Here is an 18646-nt window from a genome sequence, read left to right on the forward strand (position 1 = left end):
GCTCCTTATATCATGTATTACGGTTTAATGAGTTAAAAAGTTTCATTCTTTATAAAAAAGACACCAATGCTGGTGTCTTTTAACGAGTTAATGCCTCTGCTTTTTCAACTTTTTTCTCCATACGCTTGCGGTCACGTTCTAAAATTGGCTTCAAATAATGACCCGTATAGGATTCTTTTACTTTTGACACTTCTTCTGGCGTACCCGTAGCCACAATTTGTCCGCCTTTATCTCCACCTTCAGGTCCTAAATCAAGCAGGTAATCAGCAGCTTTGATGACGTCTAAATTATGTTCGATCACTAGAACCGTATCTCCATTTTCAACTAAACGCTGGAGCACTTTTAATAATCGTGCAATATCATCGACATGAAGACCGGTAGTCGGTTCGTCTAAAATGTACAGCGTTCTTCCTGTTGAGCGGCGGTGAAGCTCTGAAGCTAACTTTACACGCTGTGCCTCTCCACCAGATAAAGTAGTAGCCGGCTGTCCAAGCGTGATATAGCCAAGTCCTACATCGTAAATTGTCTGCAGCTTGCGCTTAATCTTTGGAATATTTTCAAAGAAGTGAAGCGCGTCTTCAACGGTCATATCCAACACATCTGAAATATTTTGATCTTTGTATTTCACTTCTAAAGTTTCACGGTTATATCGTTTGCCGTGGCAGACTTCACAAGGGACGTATACATCTGGCAAGAAATGCATTTCAATTTTAATAATACCGTCTCCTCGACAAGCTTCACAGCGGCCGCCTTTCACGTTAAAGCTAAAACGACCTTTTTTATATCCACGCACTTTTGCTTCGTTTGTTTGGGCAAATACATCTCGGATGTCATCGAATACACCTGTATACGTTGCAGGGTTCGAACGAGGCGTACGGCCTATGGGAGACTGATCAATATCAATGACTTTATCTAAGTGTTCAATGCCTTTGATTTCTTTATGTTCTCCTGCTTTGCTTTTTGCTTTATGCAGCTTTTGCGCCAATGATTTATGAAGGATATCATTTACTAGCGTACTCTTACCTGATCCAGATACACCTGTAACAGCCGTGAACATACCTAACGGAAGCTTTGCTTTTACATTTTTTAAATTGTTTTCTTTTGCTCCTATAATTTCAATCATTCGATCTTTATCTATTGACCGTCTTTCCGCTGGAAGAGGAATAAACTTCTCTCCTGATAGATATTGACCCGTTAAAGAGTTTTCATCCTCCATCACTTCCTGAGGCGTACCTTGAGAAACAACAGCACCCCCGTGTACGCCAGCTCCTGGTCCGATATCAATTAAATAATCAGCTGCCATCATCGTATCTTCGTCATGTTCTACAACAATCAACGTATTTCCAATATCGCGCATATCTTGCATCGTGCGAATTAAGCGATCATTGTCACGCTGATGAAGACCGATAGAAGGTTCATCTAAAATATAAAGAACCCCCGTCAAACGAGAACCAATTTGAGTAGCTAAACGAATCCGCTGTGCTTCTCCTCCTGAGAGAGTTCCAGCAGAGCGGTTTAATGTTAAGTAATCAAGTCCCACGTTAATGAGAAAGCTTAGACGCTCACGAATTTCACGCAGTATCATATCCGCAATCTTCATGTCTTTTTCAGATAGGCTGAGACTTTCAAAAAAATCATATGCTTCTTTTACGGAGAAGCGGGTTGTATCTCCTATATGCTTTTCGTCAATAAGCACCGCTAAGCTTTCACGCTTTAAGCGATTTCCTTTACATTTTGGACAAGCTTGCTGAGCCATGTACTTTTCCATTTGCTCACGGATATAATCTGAACTTGTTTCATGATAACGGCGCTCTACGTTCCGAAGCACGCCTTCAAATTCGATATGATTTTCTCTTACTTGGCCAAAATCATTTTCATAGCGAAAGTAAATTTTTTCTTTACCGCTGCCATATAATACTTTATCAAATAAATGTTCCGGGATATCTCGCACCGGCACGTCCATATCGATGCCGTAATGTGTACATACGGCTTCAAGCAGCTGCGGATAGTATTGAGAACTTGTTGGCTCCCAAGGTGCAATTGCGTGCTGACGAAGCGTTAAGTCATAGTTAGGAATAACTAAATCTTTATCCACTTCCAATTTCGTTCCTAACCCGTCACACGTTGGACACGCCCCGTACGGACTATTAAATGAAAACATGCGGGGCTCAAGTTCTCCAATGGAGAAACCACATTTTGGACAAGCATGATGCTCACTAAAAAGCAGTTCTTCTTCACCTATCACATCAATAATTACTTTCCCTTCTCCAAGGCGAAGAGCTGATTCCAAAGAGTCCGACAAACGAGCGGCTACACCTTTTTTTACAACAACGCGATCAATCACTACTTCAATGGAGTGCTTTTTGTTTTTTTCCAGTTCAATTTCTTCTGTTATTTCACGCATTTCTCCGTCTACTCGAATGCGAACGTACCCTTCCTTTTTAATATCTTCTAACACTTTTACATGGGTACCTTTTCGTCCAGATACCACAGGTGCCAGTACTTGAAGTTTTGTGCGTTCAGGGTATTCTAAAATTCTATCTACCATTTGCTCAATCGTTTGAGATGTAATTTCAATTCCATGATTAGGACAAATCGGCTTTCCTACACGAGCAAACAAAAGGCGCAAATAGTCATAGATTTCGGTCACAGTTCCGACGGTTGAACGAGGATTTCGGCTCGTTGTTTTTTGATCGATTGAAATAGCAGGCGACAATCCTTCGATTGAATCTACATCGGGCTTATCCATTTGACCTAAAAACTGTCTTGCATATGCCGAAAGCGACTCGACATAACGTCTTTGTCCTTCTGCATAGATTGTATCAAAAGCCAAAGAAGATTTACCAGAACCTGATAACCCTGTTAATACCACTAATTTGTCTCGCGGGATTTCAATATCGATATTTTTCAAATTGTGGGCTCGTGCACCTTTTACCACGATTTTTTCCATCGCCATGTTTTATCACCCTTCCGCTTTTAATTCTAGAATCAAGTCACGAAGCTCAGCTGCGCGTTCAAAGTTAAGCGCTTTGGCTGCTTCTTTCATTTCTTGTTCCATTTCTTCTACGAGCTTTGCTTTTTCTTTTTTGTTGAGCTTATCAAATGCCGGTGCTTCTTCATACGTTTCTGTATCTTCTGCTACTACTGTTGCACGAATTGAGCCTCGAACTTCTTTTTGAATCGTTGTCGGTGTAATACCATGCTCTTCATTGTAAGCTTCTTGAATACTTCTACGACGCTTGGTCTCATTGATAGCAATGTCCATGGAGTTTGTGATGCGATCTGCATACATAATGACATGTCCATTAGCATTTCGCGCAGCACGTCCGATGGTTTGAATAAGCGATCGTTCTGAACGCAAGAATCCTTCTTTGTCGGCATCTAATATGGTTACTAACGAAACTTCCGGAATATCTAAACCTTCACGAAGTAAGTTAATTCCTACAAGCACATCATATTTTCCAAGCCGCAGCTCTCGGATAATTTCAATACGCTCGAGCGTCTTCACCTCAGAGTGAAGGTATTGAACTTTAATGCCAATTTCTTTTAAGTAGTTCGTTAAATCCTCAGACATTTTCTTTGTTAACGTCGTAACGAGCACTCGTTCATTTCGCTTAATCCGGTCGTGAATTTCTCCAATTAAATCATCAATCTGTCCTTCAATTGGTCGAACTTCAATATTTGGATCCAATAATCCCGTTGGACGGATAATTTGTTCAATCACATCAGGTGCCTTCTCAAGTTCGTAAGGACCTGGTGTTGCAGAAACATGAACAATTTGGTTAATATGCTGTTCAAATTCATCAAATTTAAGCGGGCGGTTATCTAATGCAGACGGCAGGCGGAAACCATGGTCTACTAATACTTGTTTACGCGCTTGGTCTCCATTATACATTCCTCTAACTTGAGGAATCGTAACGTGTGATTCATCCACAACAAGAAGGAAATCTTCCGGGAAGAAGTCCAGCAGTGTATAAGGTGTAGAACCAGCTGGACGAAGCGTTAAATGACGAGAGTAGTTCTCGATTCCCGAACAAAAGCCCATCTCTCTCATCATTTCTAGATCGTAGCGCGTGCGCTGCTCCAAGCGCTGCGCTTCTAAAAGCTTTCCTGCTTCTTTTAGCTTCTCTAGCTGTTCTTCTAATTCTTTTTCAATGTTTTGAATAGCAACACGCATTTTTTCTTCTCTCGTGACAAAGTGGGATGCCGGGAAGATAGCTACATGTTCACGATCTCCAATAATTTCTCCTGTTAGAGCGTCAACTTCTCGAATGCGGTCAATTTCATCTCCGAAAAACTCGACGCGAATACAGTGTTCATCTCGAGATACAGGAAAAATCTCCACAACATCGCCGCGAACGCGAAACGTTCCGCGCTTAAAGTCAATATCGTTTCTTTCGTACTGTACATCCACTAGCGTACGAAGCAGCTGATTCCGCTCTTTTTCCATTCCTACTCGAAGAGATACGACCATTTCTTTGTATTCTTCCGGAGACCCTAATCCATAAATACAGGACACGCTGGCAATAATAATGACATCTTTTCGTTCAAAAAGAGCAGAAGTTGCCGAGTGCCGAAGTTTATCAATTTCATCATTAATGCTTGCATCTTTTTCAATAAATGTATCTGTTTGAGGTACATAAGCTTCAGGCTGATAGTAATCGTAGTAACTGACAAAGTATTCAACTGCGTTATTAGGGAAAAACTCTTTAAACTCACTGTACAATTGACCAGCAAGCGTTTTGTTATGAGCCATAATTAATGTCGGCTTATTTATTTCCTTAATAACATTAGACATGGTGAAGGTTTTTCCCGTTCCTGTAGCACCTAACAAAACTTGATGCTGCTTACCTTCTTTAATTCCTTTCACAATCTTTTCAATTGCCTTTGGCTGATCACCTTGCGGTTGATATGGGGATACTAATTCAAACTGATCTTTCAAATGAAGGCCTCCGTTTCCATTTTCTTGTTTTATCTATTTTTTATTACGATATGTAAAAACCGAAAACACGAACTGATATTCGTATTTTATCACTTTATAATCATAAATGAAACTAATGAGTATTAATCTTATATAGTGTTTGTTTGTTTTTATTTTTTACCCTGTTACTTTATTACCCACTAAATTCTTATACTACCCTTTTCGAAGGGAATACAACTCTTTGGATGAAAGCGATAAAAGAAAGTAAGCTGCGTAATTGTTTGAAAAAGATAGGCTTTTGCGCCAATTTCTAAATTATGATACAGTATAAAAAATATGTACTGAGAGGGGTTTAGTATGGCAAGCGTTGATCAAGTTCTTATAAATAACTCCTTTATAACAGTTGAAGAATCAACTTCTTTAGCTAAAGTGAAATCTGAACTTTCAAACTATGACTTCGTTGTAGTCACAGCAAGTACCTTTTATGTAATACAAAAAGATGAACGATACCTGTTAACGGGTCATGACGAGGCATCTTCCATAAAAAAAGTAATAGCGGATACAAATTGGCCTTCATCTTCTACTTCTACGTTAGCCAATTTACAAGCCAACACAAACTGGAACAGACCAGTCCTCATTCAAGCAGAAAACCAAGAAACCACAATAGGACTTGTAACACCTTCACAGTGGATTACACATTTGCATAGCCAAAATGAGATATTAGCTTCCTATTTTGATACATTGGCAGAAACCATTAATGATGCAGTGACAGCGGTCGATAATGAAGGAAATGTAATCTTGTGGAACACTGCTGCGGAACATACGTATAAGATTCAGAGAGATGATATTATGGGTAGAAAAATCGGAGAGCATTTCAAAGATGAATCAATCATTCTACATACGATTCTAAATGAAGGGCGCCCTGTACGCGGAACGTATCATCGTCCTAATGAACAAACTCACGTGCTCATCAATGCATCTCCTATTATAAGAAACAATCGAGTCATAGGTGGAGTCGCAACTGAACACGACATTACCAATATTGTAAGATTAAATGAAGAAATTGATGTGTCTCTTCTCATTCCAAAAGATAATCCATTTTCTTCTTTCGCGGGTATCAGTCCTGAAATTAAGCAAGCCGTTGACATTGCCAAAAAAGTGGCATCTACAGATATGCCTATTTTATTAACAGGAGAACCTGGTTCTGGGAAAGAAATGCTGGCTCAGGCCATCCACTACGGGGGATCTAAACATAAAGAACCTTTTTTATCTTTAAATTGCGCCACTATTCCATCGGGACTCCTGGAAATTGAGCTCTTTGGTCATCAAAAAGATGTCTTTTCAGAAGATCCAACAACCATTGCGGGAAAACTGGAGCAGGCTCACAACGGGACTTTATTTATTGAAGAAATTGATAAAATGCCTCTTGAAATTCAAGTTAAGTTTCTCCGTTACTTGGAAGAACGATCCTTTTATCACGTTGGAGGCACGGAAGAAATTCAAGTTCAAACCCGAATTATAGCCTCTACCACGACGCCTTTGGAAGAGTTGCTAAAAGCCGGTGAATTCCATGAAAATCTTTACTATCTGCTGACCGTCATCAACATTATTATTCCGCCGCTTCGAGACCATAAAGAAGACATCGAAGCATTGACTCAGCAATTTGTACAGGAATTCAGCAAGAAGTATAAAAAGAAGGCTCCTTTCATTAGCTCTGAAGTTCTCGAAGCCTTTATGCAATACGATTGGCCAGGCAATATTCGCGAGCTGAGAAATACGATTGAACGAATGATTTTTCTAAGCGATCAGTCGTTGATTACCCTTACGCACCTACCTGACAATCTGAAAGATGCAAGTTCTTTCACAGAAGTTCAAAAAGAAGAAGAGTCTCTTCAAGAAGCTAGGCTAATAGAAGAGACTCTTCAAAAAACCTATGGAAATAAAAGTGCAGCAGCAGATCTGCTTGGCATTTCACGCGGCACCCTTTATAACAAAATCAAAGAATACGGATTAAACTAATTAAAAAATTCGACACGAAGCTCAGAGTACTTGTGTCGAATTTTTTATGTTTCTTTGACTGAACTTATTTGGAGAAATTTTTTAATACGAACCATACATTGGCAGGGCGTTCGGCTAGGCGTCTCATGAAATACCCAAACCAATCAATGCCGTAAGGAACATAAACCCTTACTTTATATCCTTCTTTTACTAGACGATCCTGCAGCTCTACGCAAATTCCATAAAGCATTTGGAACTCAAATTGGTCATTTGAAATACCATTTTCTCTTACTAATCGTTTTGTGTACTGAATCATTTCTTCATCATGACTTGCTACAGCTGTATAGTGACCATTTAATAAATGCATTTTAATGATTTTTTTATAGTTTTCATCTACGTCTTTCTTTTCTGGAAATGATACTTCTGGTGATTCTTTATAAGCTCCTTTTACTAGACGTAAATTGGCTTGATATTGATGTAAGTCATTCATATCTTGTTCTGTACGATAAAGATACGCTTGAATCACAATTCCAACATTATCGAACTCTTTGCGTAATTCTTTATACATATCAAGGGAGATTTGGCAGTGCAAGTAGTCTTCCATATCAATTCGAACAAAAATATTATTCATTCTGGCCATGTGTAAAATTCTGCGCATATTTTCCATACAAAGCTCTTTGCTAATATCCAACCCTAAAGAAGTCATCTTTAATGATAAATTTGATTGAACTCCCGATTCTGCAATGGCTTCTAGTGTCTGAATGCACATGGCAGTAGACAACCTGGCTTCCTCTTCTGTAAAAACAAATTCTCCTAAATGATCGAGTGTAACAACTTTTCCACTATTGTTAAGCTCCTTAGATGTTTGAATTGCTGATTCGGTTGAGTCTCCAGCAACAAAACGAGCTGCCCCCATCCTCAATCCATACTTTTTAGCTAATTTGTTCATTGAATGATTTTTGCCAAGCGACTGAAACATCGTTCTCATTAATACTTCCATCAATCCTAAACCTCCTTTTATTTTTTAAAATCAAAAAATAAACTAAATTTTCAGATTAATAATTTTATTTTTCTATACCCTTCTCACATTTCTGTACACCTATTTAAATGAATTTATACATAAGTGTTTAAAATATTTCATTCATAAACATATTTGTCTAATTAATTTGATTATACTCGCTCGTTAAATGAACCGGAACAATATTGTTATAAGTTCTAACTCATTTTTTTACATAAAAAAGCTCTCCACGTTGTGCAGAGAGCTTTTGTGTACAGTTTAATAACAAGCGATTAACTTATCATCAAACCAACAATCTTTATTTTCCAGCTGCTAGCATGCTTTTTGCATATATAAAACCGATGGCTGCTGAAAGTAAATCTATTAAAATAATAAGCGGATAATCTGCGTACCCTTTATATACAGAAACAGCTATCAACAAAAGCGTCAGCGCTGTGGCAACATATAAGTTATATGTTACTCTAGCAAACAGAACAAGCAATATGGCGGGTAGAAAAACTGCGGCAATCGTTTTGACTTCCACAAACATTTCTCCTTTTTATCCGTCTTTTAACCAGCTTGTGAATCACGTTTTGTATAATTGTGTACAAACAAAATACCTAGTTCATGATGTTCGTTGTCATACAATGCTCGCTGAGTAAAGCGAACTTCTCCATTTTCGTCAATAACTTCTAGCTTACAAAAAGCACGGTTATTAACTTGTAATGCTTCATAAAATTTATGGACTTCAGATACAGCGATTCCATTTACCTTAATAATCACTTCTCCTACTTTCAAACCCATTTTCTCTGCCGGAGAATGAGGGATGATTCCTAATACAACCAAACCTTGTGTGCGCTTAGTAAATAGTGCGGGCGCTTTTTCATCGCTTCGACGCTGCTGCAAACGAATCGACTCTCTTCCTATGATCGCTAGAATAACAACAGCTACAGCGGCAAGAGGATAAAAAATGGCAGCAATCGTAATGATCGTTAATCCCACGCCTAATGCTAATACACGCTTACCGGTAAATTCAATAGATTTAAACGGCACCATACTTTGAATTCGCTGATAAAAACCGATAGCAAAAGGAACAAAAAACAAGCTAAATGATGTTCCGTCAATAGATAACACAGGCCACCATGGAAACACAGACGTAATGGCGCTGCCTGGAATTAAGACAAAAAGCGGGACTACCCATAATTTTTGAGAGTAATGAGCCCCAATTTCCTGCCCTCTTTTACTTTTCACAATGGCTGGAGACGTACCTTTTGCTCCAAATTTCCAAATTAAATATCCTTCTGCTAATACAAGCAGAGACATTAAAATAGTCAGGGAAGGTAGATCTGCGTTATGGGCTTGCACAGACCACGTTTGAATAAATCCTTCACCGAAACCAGATGCCGGAATAAGCAAGGTTGCAAGCACAGCCAGTCCTACGGTGTAAGAAGGAGAAAGCCATTTAAACGTCCAAGGGCCGCTTATGATAAAAGTTAAAACAGCTACAAGTACAATCATTCCTATAGATACATAGACACCTAGCAACACGGTAACAACGGATAAAATCAACCCAATAATGATACCTGGAAAAAATAAATATTTTGCTTCTAAAATAAAATCAAACACGCGAACATGAAAATTCTGACGCTCTCTCTTGACGCGAGAAAGACCTACAAAAAACGAGACGAGCAGAAATAAATAAGTTAACGGATGTAAAAACAAACGCCCGATACCTTTTAAGAGCTCTAATGCAAAATCCATTTTTTCACCACCTGTATTTTTCACATTTTTATTACAACATTTACGATTGATTGTTATGTATCATAGGCTTCTTTATTTTATCAAAATGCATCACTAACCGACAATGTTGTTTTTACTAAAAAAGTTCCGCGCTTTGGAAAAGCACGGAACTTTTTCTACTTCTTATTGACTAGCTAGCTTTAAAGCCGTTTGAAGCTGACGATCTTCATCTTTTGATTTAATTTTTTCTAGAAGTTTTGTTTGTAAAAGCGCTGCTGTATCTTCATCGATTTCACCTGTAGCTTTTTGCTTATTGGCTTTTTGGAATGCAGTTACAGCTGTTTCTGTCTCTTTACTAAAATATCCGTCTGTACGTCCAGGTTCAAAGCCAAGGCCTTTTAGCATCACTTGAGCATTCTTAACTTGGTCACCTGTCATATCACGTGTTAATGGCTTTTTATCAACTTGAATTGGATTTGCATAATAATAATCCGGCTGCTTGACTTCTACTGTTGGTTTTATACCTTTTTCGTTAATCCAGTTTCCATCAGGCGTTAGCCATTTATAGAACGTTAATTTTAAATTACTGCCGTCTTCCATTGGAACAGCTTGTTGAACCGTTCCTTTTCCATAGGATTTTTCACCAACTAGCTTGTATCCTCCTGCTTCTTTTAATGCCCCGGCAAGAATTTCAGAAGCGGATGCACTTCCTCCATCAATTAAGGCCACAATTGGATAATCCTTTTGCTTTTTCATTGAAGAAACCACTTTTTGACGTTCACCGTTACGATCTTCAATTTGGATATATGGCTTTTTATTCGTTACTAATTTATCAAGCATTTTTTCAACGCTCGTTAAATAGCCACCAGGATTTCCCCGAACGTCTAGAACTAAGCCATCAATATTTTTATTTTCAAGTTTTTTCAACTGTTTCGTAAATTCGTCTCCCGTTGATTCAGAGAATGACGTAATTTCCATGTAGCCAATTTTTTTATTGTTTACATTTTTAACAGAAGAATAGACGGTTTCAATTGGAATCTCATCTCTTACAACTTTTACTTTCATCGTTTCTTTCACGCCCGGTCGTTGAACATCTAATGTCACGGTAGAGCCTTTTTTACCGCGAATTTTTAATACTGCTTCATTCAATTCCAGACCCGCGATACTTTTACCATCGATCTTTAAAATCTGATCATTTGGTTTTAATCCTGCTTTTTCCGCAGGAGATTGTTTAAACGGAGCTACGATTGTTACTTTTCCATCTACCATGCTTACTTCAGCGCCAATTCCCTCAAACGATGAATCAAGAGACTGCGTGAATTGCTGTGCCGTTTTCTTATCCATGTAAGATGAGTGAGGGTCTCCTAAGGTTTGTACCATTCCTTGGATTGCGCCATCTAATAATTTTTTGTCATCTACATCTTTGTAATATTTTGAAGATATCAGTTCATAAGCTTGCTTGATCTTGTCTAGCTCTTCCTTTTCCACTTTACTATCATTTGAAGAAGTTGTAAGGGGGGTACTGACCGTTCCAGCATTTGCATACTGAATGCCAAAATATGTACCTGCTGCTCCAACAACTAAGGAGAGTGCCATTAATAGTGCAACGATTTTCCGATTCAAGTTCTTTCATCCTCCTCAACCTTAAGCCATCTCTTCTTATTATAATAGATACAACCAAAACTATGTAATAAAAAGGATGCATGTGTTATTTGTAGCAAAAGGCACCACACAAATCAAGTGCGATGCCTTTTTGTTAAACTATATGTTGAGCTTGTACCACGTATGCTAGGAACTTAAAATTTAATATAACTTTCAGGGTTTACAGCGGAACTTTTGCCTTTCCAATCGCCTTTATGCAATTCAAAATGCAGGTGAGCACCAAACGAACGTCCTGTGTTCCCTATATAACCTAATTGTTGACCTTTATTGATAGATTGACCGCTTGAGACGCTGTAGCTCTCTAAATGAGCATAAACTGTAACCCACGTCTGACCTTCTACATTGTGACGAATAAATACGGCATTACCAAAAGAAGAAGAATGATATGCTCTAATTACCTTTCCGCTTGCTGCGGCTACAACTGGCACACTTTCTCCTCGCTTTCCAATATCAATACCGTAGTGTCCTCTTCCAAACGTTTCTCGATACCCAAAATGAGATGTTACCGGGCCCTTTGCCGGCCTCATAAACGACCCGCTTGTAACAGGGGGTGCCTCCTCTGTTGCCCCGGCTGTTTCAATTTCTTGCTGTTGAGCTTGTGCTGCATTTTTTTGATCAGCTAAAATAGAAGCTTGCTCTTCTAATCCAACTGCTTCTTCATTAAATTCTTTTTCCTGATCTTTGAGCGTTTGCATGAGCTGATTCTTTTCATCCACTTGTTTTTGCAGCTGCGCACGAAGATTTTTAAGCTCTTCAAGCGCTTGATTTACTTCCGTTAGCTTGTTTTGAACTTTTGTTTCTTTCTCTTCTTTTGCCTTTTTATCGGCTTCATGCTGCATTAACAAATCGCGGTCAGCCCCTACAATTGTCGAAACCGCACTCACTCTGCTAATAAAGTCTCCGAAGCTTTCAGAGCCTAGCAGTACATCTATGTAATCCACAGACCCGCCATTTTCTTGTAAAGCACGAGCACGTTTTTTTAATAGCTCATTTCGTTTTTCAATTCGTTTTTTTACAACGTCAATCTCGCTTTTCAGCTTTTCGATGTCTTGCTTTGCTTTTTCTACTTCAGATTCACGGCTGCGGATATCTGCATTCGTTTGTCCGACCTCTGAATCCAAGCGCGCAATCTCAGCTTCTTCGTTTTTTTGCTTTTCTTGAACCTCTTTTAATTTCTCTTTATTTTGATTAATATTTTGGTTCACATCATCACTTTTTTTCTCTAAATCACTGAGTTTAGTAGTGCTGGCACTTTCTGCATAAGCAATTTTTTCATTACCTATCCAAGCCGCACTTAGTCCAACTAAAACTGCTGCTGTCATTACTAATGTCTTACGTGTCATTTGTTTCTCCCCATCTGCACATATTTCCCCGTATAAACGGGCATTAGCAAGACCCCCATTAGCACTTTTTTCTATTTTTATGTGTAATTACACAACAACCTCACATTTGATAAACATCAAATGTGAGGTTGTTGTAATCTATTATGTTAAAAATCTATTCTTATTTTCGTAAGAACTTACGGATGGATAATGTACTTCCCCACATCCCAATTAGACCGCCGATCACTAGTAATAATAGCGACACTTGAAGCACGAATGGAAAGGCAGGTAAAAGTTCAAAGAATCCATCAAACTTAGGTTGAACTTCATTATATAAAACGCTGTACACACCGATAATAACTGCAATTGGCACAATAGAACCAAGCACTCCTAAAAACAGACCTTCAATAAAGAACGGCCAGCGAATAAAGGAGTTTGTAGCTCCAACTAAGCGCATAATTTCAATCTCTTCACGGCGAGCTACAATCGTAATTTTAATTGTATTTGAAATGAGGAACATCGCTGTAAATAGAAGCCCTAAAATCAGCACTACTCCGATATTACGAGCTACTTTCAGCACTTTAAATAACTTTTCAACTTGATCTTGTCCGTATTGAACTTTTGCTGCATACGGATATTTCTCAATTTGTTTAGCTACTTTTGCGACATCAGTCGGCTCTTTTGTTTTAACAACAAATACATCATTTAATGGGTTTTGCTGTTCAAACGGTTCAAAAGCTTGTCCTTCATCACCCATACTATTAATTAAATCTTTTAACTCTTTATCTTTAGAAGAAAATGTCACCGTATCAACTTGCTTAATTGCATCTAGCTTTTCTTTCATTGCTTTTCGATCATCTGCTGTCGCTGCAGCATCAACGTGAACGCGAATTTCCACATCATTTTCAATCAATTTAGCAATGTGGTTTAAATTCATCATCAACATAAAAAATACGCCTACAAGCAAGAGCGTCACGGTAACAGCACTTGCAGATGCGAATGTCATCCAGCCGTTTCTTCCTAAACTTTTAGATCCTTCACGTAAGTGGCGACCGAATGTCCTAGCCTTCATATCCGTATTCACCTCTTACTTCATCGCGCACAACATTTCCATTTTCAATCGCAATTACGCGCTTTCGAATTGTATTTACAATTTCACGGTTATGCGTTGCCATTAAAATAGTCGTACCGCGTTTATTAATCTCCTCAAAGATATCCATGATTTCCCACGAAGTCTCCGGATCAAGATTCCCTGTCGGTTCGTCGGCGATGACCACCTTAGGACTATTCACAATTGAACGCGCAATAGACACACGCTGCTGCTCGCCTCCAGATAATTCATCAGGGAAAGAATCCATTTTACCCTTTAACTTAACAAGCTCTAGCACCTCTAGCACTCGCTTTTTAATTTCTTCGGGACTTTGCTCAATTACTTCTAGTGCAAAAGCAATATTTTCATAGACCGTTAATTTTGGAAGCAGCTTGAAATCTTGAAAGACTACCCCAATATGACGTCTAAAGATAGGAACTTTGCTATCTTTTATTTTTGCTACATTTGCACCGTTTACAATGATATTTCCTGAAGAAGGCTTTTCTTCACGATACATCATTTTAATAAAAGTGGATTTTCCTGCTCCACTTGGTCCTACGATATAAGCAAACTCACCTTGATTAATCTTGATGCTAATGCCATTGATTGCTTTTACACCGTTCGGATACGTTTTATATACATTTTGCATTTCAATCATAAGTAATCACCTAATCAAGTGTGTTATTTTAATACTATGTAAAACTTGTCAAAATACGACAAAACTCTACAATTCAAACCAAAAATTCGACTCTTCTCACGCGCTTTCTCATTATAACATCACTCTTCGTGAAAATAAGCCTCAAAAATATTACATTTTTATTTCAAATATGACATAAGTAGGATATTTTTAGCAGGGTATGAGAATTTATCCTTATTTTTAATTCTGTTGTTTTTTGCTGTTCATTTTTTACAAATGTCGTTAGACAAAGCACATTCATGTCTACTTTTTTTACAAACAAGGTATGATAGATAAGAAAAACGATGAGGAGAGATAACATGATCACCATTTATGGAAGTTCACGAGAAAACGGAAATACGGAGGAATTAGCTAAAGCAGTCTTAAAGGATATCAATACGGAAGAAGTTTACTTGCGCCGGCACACCATTAACCCCATTACTGATATGCGTCACGATGAACTTGGGTTTACCAATCAACAAGATGATTATTATGATATAGCGAAAAAGATGGCAGCGCACGACACTATTTTATTTGTTACGCCTCTTTACTGGTACGGTATGAGCGGATTAATGAAGAACTTTGTGGATCGTTGGTCTGAAAGTCTTAGAGATTCGACAATCAACTTTAAAGAACAAATGAAAAATAAGCGCGTGTATGTATTAGTAGTGGGGGGCACAGGCGCATCTGTAAAAGCTCTTCCTCTTATTATGCAATTTCAATACATTGTCGATTTTATTGGCTCTTCCTTTAGCGGATACATCATTGGAGAAGCCAATGCACCTGGAGACATAGCAAAAGATGTCAAAGCTCAACAGCAAGCCATTGTCTTAAACCAAGAATTAAAGCAGCTTTAACACAAAAATAAGACGGATACCCGTCTTATTTTTTCTTTGCCAGCCAAGCGGCAACTTTTTTTGCATCTTCTTCATTAATTAGTCCTTTTGGCATACCGCCTTGACCATTGTTAATAATGTTTTCAATTTCAGCTTCTGAGTGCTTGCTGCCTACATGCTGCAAGCTTGGTCCATTCGCTCCTCCTAAATCTACTCCGTGACAGCCTGTACAGTTTTTCTTCACAATGTCTTCTGCACTCGCTGAAGATTTACCAGCAGATTCATTTTTAGAGCTTCCTCCGCCGCACGCGGACAAAACAAGCGCTAGACCGATTGTTAACGTCAGTAATACTTTTTTCAAGCCTTTTCCCCCTTGCTGTAGAGTTTTCACTCTATTATAACCTACTCCAGAATGTTTAAAACACTCTGTTTACAAGGACTTTGTTTCAATTTCATGAATTCTCTCATCACACTTATGTATACGATTAAGCAATTGATTCGTTTCCTAAACGTTTTTTGTATACTACGCGTGAAATTGTCACACTGAGCTCATATAAAAGCAGAAGCGGGACAATGACTAAAATATCCGAAATAAAATCAGGAGGAGTAATAAGTACGGATATCACAATTAAAGCAAAATAAGAGAGCTTCCTTGCTTTAGCTAATCTTAAAGGGTTTAAAACCCCTAAGCGCGTTAAGAATAGAACAACTAAAGGCATTTCAAATAAAAACCCAAACGGTAAACACAGATTAAGCATAAAACGGAAATAATGCTCCGCCGTAAACATTAGTGAAAAATGATCATTCGACAGGCCCATTAAAAATGCTAAAACCATTGGAAATAAAACAAAATAACCGAATCCCAGCCCGCTTACAAACAAAAGAAAAAAGAATGGAATGAAGGTAATCAGAACCTTATATTCTTCCTTTTTTAACCCGGGTGAAACAAACCGAAATACTTGATAAGCAGCTACCGGAAGTGTAAAAGCAAGCGCAAAAACAAATGCAATCACCATATAAATCCATACGATTTCACTTGGTCCAAGTACCGCAAGCTTGCCGTCCAAATCTTTCACTAGCCACTGATAAATATCTTGTACAAATACAAAACTGACAATAAGTAAAACTACAAATGCACAAAGTGTTTTAATAATACGAACACGCAATTCTTCAAGGTGCTCCATCAAGCTCATTTCTCCCATTGTCTTTCTCTCCTTTCTGACAAGTAGAAATAGACGAGTTTCCTCGTCTATTTCCTTACTTACGATGTGGATTCATTCCCTTTTTGTTCAGAAACGGTTGCGGTCTGCTTTTCTTTAACACTTTCATCATCTGATACGAGCCCTTTTGCTGCTCCTTTAAATTCAGTTAATGTTCGTCCAAACGCTCTTCCAACTTCCGGCAGCTTAGACGGTCCAAAAATTATTAAGGCAATGACTAAAATAATAACCAAACCAGGGATTCCAATATTAGAAAACATATTTGACCTCCTTTTTCTTACTCAGTTTACTGCTGGACTTTTTCTTTCTTTTTCAACTCTTGTTTTTCATGTGCTTTCCCGTGTGCCCGCATCCGATCTTCCTCTACTTCCTTAGAAATCTTTAGTCCACGCGGTACGTTATTTACTTCAACTTCCCTCATACCTTTTCCATCTTTTTTGTATTGAAAGGAAGCTCGAGTTGAAATTTCTGCACCAGGCTCTGTTACAAAAGGCACAACGCGATAATCGGCTTGCCACATATCAGGAGTTACCGTACACCTTACATATCCTCTGTAATCATTAAAAAATGTGAGGTGTGGATTTTGACTTAAAATTTTATCCGTATCAGCTCGTTTATCTGCTCCGTTCCCTCCGGAAGTGATGGAGGTGCCGATGAACTCTGCACCAATAATTCTTGAATTAAGGTTAGCAAAATCCGCGTATAAGTTAGAAGCCCAGTTAGCGTGTACATCTCCAGTTAATACAATGACGTTGTCCAACTTTTTCTGTTCAATAAAATCAATGACGCGCTGACGATTCGCCGTATACCCATCCCATGCATCCATGCTGTATGTAGGCTTAGCAGCCGTTCCAAATTTTCTTGGTGCAAAGAAAATTTGTTGAGCCAGTACGTTCCAATGACACGCTGACTTTTCAAGATTAGTAAATAGCCATTTTTCTTGTTCATTCCCCAATAGCGTACGTTTGGGATCAAGAGATTCTGGCGTTTGCGGCTTTGTTCCGTCTCCGTTTGCTTGATCATCTCTGTACTGACGCGTATCCAACACTTGAAAAGAAGCTAGTTTGCCATATGAAAAATCACGATACAATCTCATATCCGTTCCGTGAGGCAAGGATGTTTGACGCAAAGGCATGTGTTCGTAATAAGCTTGATAAGCTGCCGCGCGGCGTTGGATAAATGCTTCTACTGATTGGCCTTTTTCAGGAATTACATTTGCATAATTATTTTCTACTTCATGATCATCCCACGTCACAATCCACGGAAAAGCAGCATGAGCAGACTTCAAATTGGCATCTGACCTGTACTGAGCATGCCTGTTTCGATAGTCTTGCAGCGTTTGAATTTCTGCGCTGCTGTGGGTACGAACGTTTCCGCTTGCAGCCACGTACTCGTTTGGTCCATATTCATAGATGTAATCACCCAAATGAACGACAAAATCTAATTGTTCTTTAACCATATGTTCATAAGCTGTAAAGTACCCATGTTCATATTGCTGACACGAAGCGAATGCAAACGTCATGCTGGCTACTTCTGCATTTGCTGAAGGAAGTGTTTTTGTTTTTCCAACCGGGCTTAACTCATGACCGCTTTTAAATCGATAATAATAAATATGACTCGGCTTTAATCCTTTTACATCAACGTGAACAGAATGAGCAAGTTCAGGTCTAGCCACTTCTGTTCCACGTTTGACAATTCGATGAAAGTCTTCATCTTCGGCAAGCTCCCATTTTACTGGAACGGGTTGATTAGGCATTCCCCCGCCATTCAACGGGTCTGGTGCTAATCTTGTCCAAAGAACAATACTATCTGCTAAAGGATCTCCTGATGCGACGCCTAGAGTGAACGGATAACTTGAAAATTTAGGCGCTGCAGCTGAAACTTCTACTGCATTTAAACCGATAGACTGAGCAATTGTTAAGCCAAGTGATACTCCCGCTACTTTTCCAGCTCCTTGTAAAAAACGCCGTCTATCAAATCCTTTACGCGAAGAAAAGCTATTCTGTTTCACTTGCTCTATTAATTCGTTTAACGATTTATTTTCCACTGCACATGCCCCTTCCTAATGATTTAACTCAAATTATAAATTCTGTTTGTAAAAGGGGTATAAAGGATTGTAAAGAAGCTCTTATCGCAAAACAGGTATTTTTAACCATTTTATTTCATTGACAAAATAAGCGAACT

General features: G+C 38.6%; 15 protein-coding genes. 2 read left to right on the forward strand and 13 right to left on the reverse strand.

Annotation, left to right across the window (positions count from 1 at the left end; all coding sequences use genetic code 11):
• Window positions 1-79 precede the first annotated feature (79 nt).
• Window positions 80-2956, reverse strand: coding sequence for an excinuclease ABC subunit UvrA (gene uvrA, locus MMB69_RS22330; protein WP_221785837.1), 2877 nt, complete (start codon window positions 2954-2956; stop codon window positions 80-82).
• 6 nt (window positions 2957-2962) lie between these two features.
• On the reverse strand, window positions 2963-4942 hold the full coding sequence (uvrB, locus tag MMB69_RS22335) for an excinuclease ABC subunit UvrB (RefSeq protein WP_055991626.1): 1980 nt from the start codon (window positions 4940-4942) through the stop codon (window positions 2963-2965).
• 336 nt (window positions 4943-5278) lie between these two features.
• On the opposite strand from uvrB, the gene MMB69_RS22340 reads away from it, so the two are divergent.
• Window positions 5279-6940, forward strand: a complete 1662-nt coding sequence (locus tag MMB69_RS22340) for a sigma-54 interaction domain-containing protein (protein WP_221785838.1) — start codon at window positions 5279-5281, stop codon at window positions 6938-6940.
• Between the two features lie 64 nt (window positions 6941-7004).
• Here the strand turns inward: MMB69_RS22340 and MMB69_RS22345 are convergent, their stop codons facing one another.
• The 7 genes from MMB69_RS22345 to ftsE all read right to left on the reverse strand — a co-directional run bounded on the left by MMB69_RS22345 (window position 7005) and on the right by ftsE (window position 14388).
• A complete protein-coding gene (locus MMB69_RS22345) occupies window positions 7005-7919 on the reverse strand; it encodes a proline dehydrogenase family protein (RefSeq protein WP_221785933.1) in 915 nt (304 codons plus the stop codon).
• Window positions 7920-8235: 316 nt separating this feature from the next.
• The gene (locus tag MMB69_RS22350; protein WP_013059736.1) at window positions 8236-8460 is read right to left on the reverse strand and encodes a DUF2198 family protein; all 225 of its coding nucleotides are present in this window, start codon (window positions 8458-8460) and stop codon (window positions 8236-8238) included.
• A 26-nt stretch (window positions 8461-8486) separates the two neighbouring features.
• Complete coding sequence (locus MMB69_RS22355; RefSeq protein ID WP_221785839.1) at window positions 8487-9677, reverse strand: PDZ domain-containing protein; 1191 nt, start codon at window positions 9675-9677, stop codon at window positions 8487-8489.
• Window positions 9678-9839: 162 nt separating this feature from the next.
• A complete protein-coding gene (locus tag MMB69_RS22360) occupies window positions 9840-11279 on the reverse strand; it encodes a S41 family peptidase (RefSeq protein WP_013059738.1) in 1440 nt (479 codons plus the stop codon).
• Between the two features lie 173 nt (window positions 11280-11452).
• Complete coding sequence (locus MMB69_RS22365) at window positions 11453-12661, reverse strand: murein hydrolase activator EnvC family protein (protein WP_221785840.1); 1209 nt, start codon at window positions 12659-12661, stop codon at window positions 11453-11455.
• Between the two features lie 160 nt (window positions 12662-12821).
• Window positions 12822-13712 carry a permease-like cell division protein FtsX gene (gene ftsX, locus MMB69_RS22370; RefSeq protein WP_014457813.1) on the reverse strand — a complete coding sequence of 297 codons (891 nt, stop codon included), beginning with the start codon at window positions 13710-13712 and terminating at the stop codon, window positions 12822-12824.
• On the reverse strand, window positions 13702-14388 hold the full coding sequence (ftsE, locus tag MMB69_RS22375; protein ID WP_014457812.1) for a cell division ATP-binding protein FtsE: 687 nt from the start codon (window positions 14386-14388) through the stop codon (window positions 13702-13704). The genes ftsX and ftsE overlap by 11 nt, the downstream gene beginning before the upstream one ends.
• Window positions 14389-14726: 338 nt before the next feature.
• Here ftsE and MMB69_RS22380 point away from each other — a divergent pair, with 338 nt between their 5' ends.
• On the forward strand, window positions 14727-15263 hold the full coding sequence (locus MMB69_RS22380) for a flavodoxin family protein (RefSeq protein ID WP_221785841.1): 537 nt from the start codon (window positions 14727-14729) through the stop codon (window positions 15261-15263).
• A 25-nt stretch (window positions 15264-15288) separates the two neighbouring features.
• Here the strand turns inward: MMB69_RS22380 and cccB are convergent, their stop codons facing one another.
• The 4 genes from cccB to MMB69_RS22400 all read right to left on the reverse strand — a co-directional run bounded on the left by cccB (window position 15289) and on the right by MMB69_RS22400 (window position 18482).
• Complete coding sequence (gene cccB, locus MMB69_RS22385; RefSeq protein WP_221785842.1) at window positions 15289-15603, reverse strand: cytochrome c551; 315 nt, start codon at window positions 15601-15603, stop codon at window positions 15289-15291.
• A gap of 124 nt (window positions 15604-15727) precedes the next feature.
• Window positions 15728-16444, reverse strand: a complete 717-nt coding sequence (tatC, locus tag MMB69_RS22390) for a twin-arginine translocase subunit TatC (RefSeq protein ID WP_221785843.1) — start codon at window positions 16442-16444, stop codon at window positions 15728-15730.
• Between the two features lie 59 nt (window positions 16445-16503).
• Window positions 16504-16722, reverse strand: coding sequence for a twin-arginine translocase TatA/TatE family subunit (locus tag MMB69_RS22395; RefSeq protein WP_016765885.1), 219 nt, complete (start codon window positions 16720-16722; stop codon window positions 16504-16506).
• A gap of 26 nt (window positions 16723-16748) precedes the next feature.
• The gene (locus MMB69_RS22400; RefSeq protein ID WP_372452300.1) at window positions 16749-18482 is read right to left on the reverse strand and encodes an alkaline phosphatase D family protein; all 1734 of its coding nucleotides are present in this window, start codon (window positions 18480-18482) and stop codon (window positions 16749-16751) included.
• Window positions 18483-18646: the final 164 nt, after the last annotated feature.

This window comes from Priestia sp. P5, assembly GCF_029522155.1.
Taxonomy (GTDB): domain Bacteria; phylum Bacillota; class Bacilli; order Bacillales; family Bacillaceae_H; genus Priestia; species Priestia megaterium_E.

Coding starts and splice junctions, on each gene's coding strand:
- tatC (WP_221785843.1), bottom strand. CDS start 16,444: ATGGGAGAAATGAGCTTGATGGAGCACCTTGAAGAATTGCGTGTTCGT.
- MMB69_RS22365 (WP_221785840.1), bottom strand. CDS start 12,661: ATGACACGTAAGACATTAGTAATGACAGCAGCAGTTTTAGTTGGACTA.
- uvrA (WP_221785837.1), bottom strand. CDS start 2,956: ATGGCGATGGAAAAAATCGTGGTAAAAGGTGCACGAGCCCACAATTTG.
- MMB69_RS22355 (WP_221785839.1), bottom strand. CDS start 9,677: ATGGATTTTGCATTAGAGCTCTTAAAAGGTATCGGGCGTTTGTTTTTA.
- MMB69_RS22345 (WP_221785933.1), bottom strand. CDS start 7,919: ATGGAAGTATTAATGAGAACGATGTTTCAGTCGCTTGGCAAAAATCAT.
- MMB69_RS22380 (WP_221785841.1), top strand. CDS start 14,727: ATGATCACCATTTATGGAAGTTCACGAGAAAACGGAAATACGGAGGAA.
- MMB69_RS22395 (WP_016765885.1), bottom strand. CDS start 16,722: ATGTTTTCTAATATTGGAATCCCTGGTTTGGTTATTATTTTAGTCATT.
- MMB69_RS22340 (WP_221785838.1), top strand. CDS start 5,279: ATGGCAAGCGTTGATCAAGTTCTTATAAATAACTCCTTTATAACAGTT.
- ftsX (WP_014457813.1), bottom strand. CDS start 13,712: ATGAAGGCTAGGACATTCGGTCGCCACTTACGTGAAGGATCTAAAAGT.
- ftsE (WP_014457812.1), bottom strand. CDS start 14,388: ATGATTGAAATGCAAAATGTATATAAAACGTATCCGAACGGTGTAAAA.